The 7,051-nt window shown below is 71.7% G+C and carries 4 protein-coding genes; 2 read left to right on the forward strand and 2 right to left on the reverse strand.

Annotated elements, in window-relative coordinates:
• Positions 1-165 precede the first annotated feature (165 nt).
• Both G6R25_RS19470 and G6R25_RS19475 read right to left on the reverse strand, forming a co-directional pair.
• A complete protein-coding gene (locus G6R25_RS19470; RefSeq protein WP_163554107.1) occupies positions 166-1,749 on the reverse strand; it encodes an FAD-binding oxidoreductase in 1,584 nt (527 codons plus the stop codon).
• A 255-nt stretch (positions 1,750-2,004) separates the two neighbouring features.
• On the reverse strand, positions 2,005-4,554 hold the full coding sequence (locus G6R25_RS19475) for a serine/threonine-protein kinase (protein ID WP_163554108.1): 2,550 nt from the start codon (positions 4,552-4,554) through the stop codon (positions 2,005-2,007).
• Between the two features lie 347 nt (positions 4,555-4,901).
• Between G6R25_RS19475 and pgi the strand changes: the two genes are divergently transcribed.
• Both pgi and G6R25_RS19485 read left to right on the forward strand, forming a co-directional pair.
• Positions 4,902-6,584, forward strand: a complete 1,683-nt coding sequence (pgi, locus tag G6R25_RS19480) for a glucose-6-phosphate isomerase (protein WP_163554109.1) — start codon at positions 4,902-4,904, stop codon at positions 6,582-6,584.
• A 103-nt stretch (positions 6,585-6,687) separates the two neighbouring features.
• Positions 6,688-7,029, forward strand: coding sequence for an STAS domain-containing protein (locus G6R25_RS19485; protein ID WP_163554110.1), 342 nt, complete (start codon positions 6,688-6,690; stop codon positions 7,027-7,029).
• Positions 7,030-7,051: the final 22 nt, after the last annotated feature.

Below are 7,051 nucleotides of genomic sequence, written 5' to 3' on the forward strand. Positions count from 1 at the left end.
GGACACTCACACCCCGCAACAATTACCCAACCTCACAAATCGTTGCCGGGAATGGCTCAATTGGCGACGCGTGCGTCGCGGGTTCTCATGGTTCATGCCACCCCGGGCCGGCTGACGTCGACTCCTGGCGCGGGGTGGCTACCCAGTGCAACCGATCTTCGCGGGTCAGGTCGGTGTGATGCCCTGTGCGAAGCGGAACAGGTCGTCGGGGTCGTAAGCCCGCTTCACCTGCCGCAGCCGAGCCAGGTTCGCTCCGTAGTACGCCTGCGCCCAGCCGGCGAGCTCGGGGTCGATGTAGTTCTGGTAGGCGGACCGAGAGACGAACGGCGCCGTCGCCTCGACGGTCGAACGCAGCCAGCGGCGGTTGGCCTCCTTCTCGGCCGGGGTGGCGTTCGGGGCGTAGCCGGCGACGTACTGGGCGCTGGCGATCGCGCCGCGATGGACGAACGCCGTGTCGCCCGGCGCGACCCGGTTGATCGCCCCGCCCCAGGAATCCAGGATCACTCCGCCCGAGCCCGCCCCCGCGGTCCGCTGGCGTTCCTCGACCGCGCCGAGCAGCACCTCGACGCCGCGCGGCGGCATCGGCTTCACCAGGAACGCGGACGCGGCCCGCTGGGCGACCCGAGCCAGGGCGCCGCCCGGTGTCCGGTCGCGCAGGTGGCAGGACTCGACGGCCCGGCCCGCGCAGCCGCCCTCGATGAGCATCGCCTCCAGGTGGCCCCGGGTGGTGAGGTAGGTACCGGTGGGCCGGTGGCCGGCCGCGTCGACCAGGTCGGCGAGCTGCGCACGCAGGCCGGCCACCGCGCCGTCGTCGGCGCCGCCCGACAGCACCCCGCTCACCCGCAGCGTCGGCGCGCCGCCGACGCCGGCCGCCGGCGCGGAGTAGGCGACGCAGGTCGACCACAGGCTCTCCGGTGCGCCGCCGGGCGCGGAGATCCAGTCCTGCCACGCGGCCAGCACGTCGGCGGCGTCGTTCCAGGCCCAGTGGTAGGTGAACAGCACCAGCGGCGTCGCCCGGTGGGTGGCGAAGGTGAACGAGGTGACGATGCCGACGTTGCCACCGCCCGCGCCGCGCAGCGCCCAGAACAGATCCGGCTCGTGGTCGGCGTCGGTGTGCACGACCTCCCCGGAGGCGAGCACCACCTCGGCGGAGACCATCCGGTCGCAGGTGAGGCCGTAGCGGCGGCCGAGCACGCCGATCCCGCCGCCCATGGCAAGCCCGGCGATGCCCACGGTCGGGCAGGAACCTGCCGGTAGTGCCAGCCCCGCCCGCGCGAGACCGGAGTACACGTCGACGAGCAGGGCACCCGCCCCGATCCGCGCGACCTGGCCGGGCGCCGCGGCCACCCCGGCCATCGGGGTGACATCCACGACCAGGCCGGTCGTCGTCGAATAGCCGCCGTAGCTGTGGCCGCCGGCGCGGGCGGTCAGCGGCAACCCCGTCCGGCGGGCGAAGTCGACGCACGCCTGGACGTCGGCGACGGAGGTGGCCTGGGCGACCGCCTGCGGTCGGATCGCGTCGAAGGCCGGGTCGAACAGCGTGCTGGCCCCGGCGTATCGCGGATCCGCCGGGCGCAACAGCGGGCCGGTCAGGCGCCCGTCGAGAGCCTGCCAGTCGATGCCGGAGGGGGCAGGGTGGGTGTCTGAGTGGCAGCCGGCGAGTAGCGCGCTGCCCAGTCCGGCGCCGACGAGGGCCAGCCCGCCGCCGCCCGCGGCCCGTAACACCGACCGACGGCCGGGTCCGCCCACGCGTCCTCCCAGAGAGCCATCCCGAACCCGCCGCCCGCCCGCCGCGGTGCCACCGGCGTACCGACTCCCCGGCGCGTGCAATGTGATCGGCAGCGACCGGCGGGTGGCACTGATCGGGCCGGCGAGACTACCGCGAACGTATGCCAATCCACGCGGCGACGGTGCTTCGCCGGCACGAGTGGGCTGCCGACGGTGAGCTGCTCCATCACGAGCAGGCACAGTCCGTCGCGCTCGACGTAGTCGTAGATGCGTCTGTCATCCGGGCCGGGCGATCGTCGAGATCGTGCCGGTCGGGTAGATGCGCCGAACCTGGTCGTTGCCGTTGTCCGCGATGTACACGGCGCCGCTGCCGTCGACGATCGCCGCACTCGGGTTTTTGAACTGGGCCGCCGTCGCCGGGCCACCGTCACCGCCGGCGCTCTCGGTACCGATGCCCGCGATGGTGGTGATGATGCCGTTCGGGTCGATTTTCCGGATCCGGTTGTTGCGGTAGTCGGCGATATAGAAGGTCTTCCCGTCCGGCGCGATGGACAGGGATGGCACGTTCAGCTTGGCCGACCGGGCCGGGCCGCCGTCCCCGGCGTAGCCGCTCTCCCCGGTGCCGGCGATCGTGCTGATGATGCCGTTCGGGTCGACCTTCTGGATGGTGCTGCTGCCGAGATCGGCGAAGTAGAGCGTGCCATCGTCGGCCATCGTGATGTCGTTTGGGCCGTTGATCTTCGCCTGGGTCGCCGCGTCGCCGGCGCCGCCGTAGCCGGCGACGCCGGTACCCACGTACGTCGTGATGATCCCTGCCCGGTCGATCTTCCGGATGCGGTGGTTCTCGTAGTCGGAGAAGTACACGCTGCCGTCAGGCCCGGTGGTCACCTTCTCGGCGCTGTTGAGCTGGGCCGCGGCGGCCGGGCCGTCGTCGCCGCTGTAACCCGTGGTGCCGGTGCCGGTGCCGGCGATCGTGGAGATCACCCCGGCGGGTGTGACTTTCCGGATGCGGCTGTTCTTCGCGTCGCCGATGTAGATGTTGCCGGCCTTGTCCCGGGCGGTGGAGCCTGGCCCGTCGAGCTGGGTCGCGGTGGCCGGGCCGCCGTCGCCGCTGCTCCCGCCCGCGCCGGTGCCCGCGAAGTCGTTCGCGGCGCCCACCGGTGTGATCTTCTGGATCCGGTCGGTCGCCAGGCTGGACACGAGCAGCGAGCCGTCGGGGTCGATGGCGAGGCTGTAGGGGCTCAGCCCCTGCACGGACAGTGCCGGTCCACGGTAGGCGGTGACGACGCGGGCGGCGACCGTGCGGCTGCGGTCATCCCCGCCGCCGGAGCTCGCCACGGCAAGGGCGATGCCGACGGTAAGCGCGACGACGAGGACGAAGGCGACACCGCCGATGATCCACGGAGTGCGGTTGCGGGCGCCCGCGGCCTGGCGGCGCCCGGCCTGACGGGTGGGGTGCGGCAGCAGGCCGCCCGGGCCGCCCGCGGGCGGCCCGAACTGCGCGCCGCCCCACCCGCCCGGTCCGGGTCCCTGGCCGCCCCGCACCGTGGGGGCGGCGGTGAAGCCGGGGCTACCGGGGCCGCCGAGTCCGCCGGGGCCGCCGAGGCCGCTGGGCCCCGGCTGGCCGCCGGGGCCGGCCGGCGTGCCGGGACGCCCCTGGTAGCCGCCAGGCGGCGGGTAGCCACCCACTCGCGGTCCACCCACTCGCGGTCCACCCACTCGCGGTCCACCCGGTCCCGGTCCGCCCGGTCCCGGACCGCCCGGCGGTCCACCCCGGCCACCGGATCCGCCGGGCCAGGCCGGGCCGCCGGCACCGGCGGGAGTACCGAACGCGCCAGGCCCGGCAGGGTGTCCGGGCCTGGCTGGGCCGGATCCCTGGGCGGGCCCGACCGGGTAACCCGGCGAGCCCGAGGTCGGCGGCCGCGGGGTGGTCGAGACGCCGAGCGCCGCTTCCCGGATCTCATCGTCCACCCGAACCTTGACCTCTGACCGGGACAGCCAGTTCGGTCCGAAGGCCCGGCTGCCGGCACGGGCGAGTTCGAGGGCGAAATCCGTCGCGTCCGCGAAGCGGGTGTTCGGGTCCTTCGCCAGCGCACGCATGATCACCATTGAGACCGGCGGCGGAACCGTGGTGAGCGGCTCCGGCATGACAGTCAGATGGTGGTGGGTGAGCGGCTGCACCGCCATCTGGCGGCCGAACAGCGGTCGGCCGGCGATCATCTCGTAGAGCACCCCGGCGAGGGCGTAGAGGTCCGTCGAGAGGAACAGCCGCACCCCCATGATCTGCTCGGGGGCCATGTACCACGGGGTGCCGAGGATTGCGCTGGCCGTTGTCTCCGCCCCATCGAAGATCTTGGCGATGCCGAAGTCGGTGACTTTGAGTAGACCGTCGCCGGCGAACATGATGTTGTCCGGTTTGACGTCGCGGTGCAGCACGCCCTGCATGTGGGCGTTGGCCAGGGCGGCGGCGGCCAGGCCGATCGAGCAGGTCGTCTCCGGGGACACCGGACCCGCGCTGATCCGCTGCTTGAGGGTGCCGCCGGAGAGCAGCTCCATCACCAGCAGGCAGGTGCCCTCGTGTTCGACGTAGTCGTGGATGCGCACGATGTGCGGGTGGTCGAGCTCGGCCAGTACCCGGGCCTCGGCCAGGAAGCGGGCCCGCAGACCGGGATCGTCGGAGGTGTCCAGCAGGATCTTGATGGCGACCTTGCGTCCGATGAGCCGGTGCTGGCCGGCGAGCACGAGACCGTACCCGCCTCGGCCCAGGTCGCCCTCGACGGTGTAACCCGGAAGCGCCGCCTCCACCAGTGATCTGTCAATCAGCAAGGTTCAGATCCGTCCGCTAACGCCGTCGGGCACCGCGCCCTACCGCCGCCCCCGTCCCGAGCGCGGCATCCTGGCCTACATCCTGGCCAGCAATGACACCTTCGTCGGGTTCCTGGCGATCCTACGACCCCGACCTTCCCATTCCGCCGCCCGTCCGGGGGGCGCCCCAGGACGTCGGATCGGCGACATGTGCATGCTGCTGGGGTCGACGAGTGTCGGCGCCGCCACGGTCCGGCTGACGCGACAGGTGTCGGATGACGGGCAGGAGTCCGGATGATGTGCCACGGACACCGATGGTGCTTGTGGCGGCACACGTGTTGAACCTGCGAGGAAGGGCGTCCCACGTCATGTCGACTACCGAGCCCGCTGCCCTGGTGGCTGCGCCCGACATCACCACGACGGCGGAATGGGCGGCGCTGACCGCGCATCTGCATGAGATGTCCGAGGTGTCGCTGCGCAGTCTGTTCGACGCCGATCCCACCCGCGGTGAGGCGTTCACCGCTGAAACGGACGGGCTCTATCTCGACTACTCCAAGAACCGGCTGACGGCGTGCACCGTCGAGCTGCTCGTGGTGCTCGCCCGGCGGGCCCGGCTTGCCGAGCGGATCGAGGCCATGTTCCGCGGCGATCGGATCAACGTCACCGAAGACCGGCCGGTGCTGCACGTGGCGTTGCGGGCCCCGGCGGGGACCCGGATCGAGGTCGACGGGGTGGACGTGGTGCCCGAGGTGCACCGGGTGCTGGACCGGATGGCCGCCTTCGCGGAGAAGGTGCGTTCGGGCCACTGGCGCGGGGCGACCGGCGAGCGGATCACCACCGTCGTGAACATCGGCATCGGCGGCTCCGATCTGGGCCCGGCGATGGCGTACGACGCCCTGCGCGACTACTCCGACCGCGGGCTCGCGGTCCGGTTCGTCTCCAACGTCGACCCGACCGACGTCTGGGAGGCGAAGGTCGACCTCGACCCGGCGCGGACCCTGTTCATCGTCGCGTCGAAGACGTTCACCACGCTGGAGACGCTCGCCAACGCGCGGGCCGCCCGTTCCTGGTTGACGGGGGCCCTCGGCGAGGACGCGGTTGCCCACCATTTCGTCGCGGTCTCGACGAATGCGGAGAAGGTTGCCGAGTTCGGCATCGACACCGAGAACATGTTCGAGTTCTGGGACTGGGTGGGTGGCCGGTATTCGGTCGGTTCGGCGATCGGGCTGTCCGTGATGATCGCGATCGGGTCGGTGGCCTTCCGCGAGTTCCTCGACGGGTTCGCCGCGATGGACACGCACTTCCGGACCGCGCCGTTCGAGCGAAACCTGCCCGTGCTGCTCGGGCTGATCGGCGTGTGGTATCGGGATTTCTACGGATTTTCCTCGCATGCCGTGCTGCCCTACAGCCAGTACCTCGGCCGCTTTCCGGCCTATCTGCAGCAGCTCGACATGGAGAGCAACGGCAAGCGCGTCGATCTCGCCGGCCGGCCGGTGGGGACACAGACCGGGCCGGTGGTCTGGGGAACGCCGGGGACGAACGGGCAGCACGCCTACTACCAGCTGCTGCACCAGGGGACGACGATCGTCCCGGCCGATTTCCTCGGCTTCGCCCGGCCGAATCATCCCGGCGTGGGGCCGGCGGACGGGCCGGACCAGCACGCGCTGCTGCTGGCCAACTTCCTCGCCCAGACCGAGGCCCTCGCCTTCGGCAAGCCCGCCGAGGAGGTGGCCGCCGAGGGGGTGGCTGCGGCCCTCGTCCCGCACCGGACCTTCCCGGGCAACCGGCCGACCAACACCTTGCTTGCCCCGAAGCTGACTCCGTTCGTGCTCGGGCAGCTCATCGCGTTGTACGAGCACAAGGTGTTCACCCAGGGGACCGTCTGGGGCATCAACAGCTTCGACCAGTGGGGCGTCGAACTCGGCAAGGTGCTCGCCGGGCGAATCGTGCCCGAGCTGACCTCCCCCGGTGCGTCGGGCTCCGCGGACTCCCCGCAGCCCCGCCACGACAGCTCGACGAACGCGTTGATCAGGCGGCTGCGCGGTGCCTGATCGTCGCCGGACGGCGGCCGGCCCGACCCCGTCATGTTACTCTCCGTAAACAGTTCGGGGGGTCGGTCCCGCACGGTGATCAGGACTTCGGGGGGTGGGCAGCATGCGGGTCGACGCCGGAGCCCTGACCATGTCCGTGCGGCGGTCAGGCGAGGACGTGTTCATCGAGCTCTCCGGTGAGCTCGACACCGTCGGCCGGCTGCGGTTCCGTGAGCAGATCGGCGAGTTGCTGGGCCGGGGCGGAGGGACGGTGACGGTGGACGTCGCGGGCCTGCAGCTGATCGACATCCCCGGGCTCGCCGCTCTGCTCCGGGCTGATCTGCTGCTCCGCCGCGTCCACTCCGAGCTGCGGATTTCCTCGCCGACCCCGGCGTTCGCCGCCCTGCTGCGCGAAACCGGCCTCGACGGTCGCCTCCGCGTCGGCGAGGGCTCTCGCCGACCCTGATCGTCGGTTACCGTCGGTTACC

The sequence above is a fragment of the Candidatus Frankia alpina genome, assembly GCF_902806485.1.
GTDB classification, from domain to species: domain Bacteria; phylum Actinomycetota; class Actinomycetes; order Frankiales; family Frankiaceae; genus Frankia; species Frankia alpina.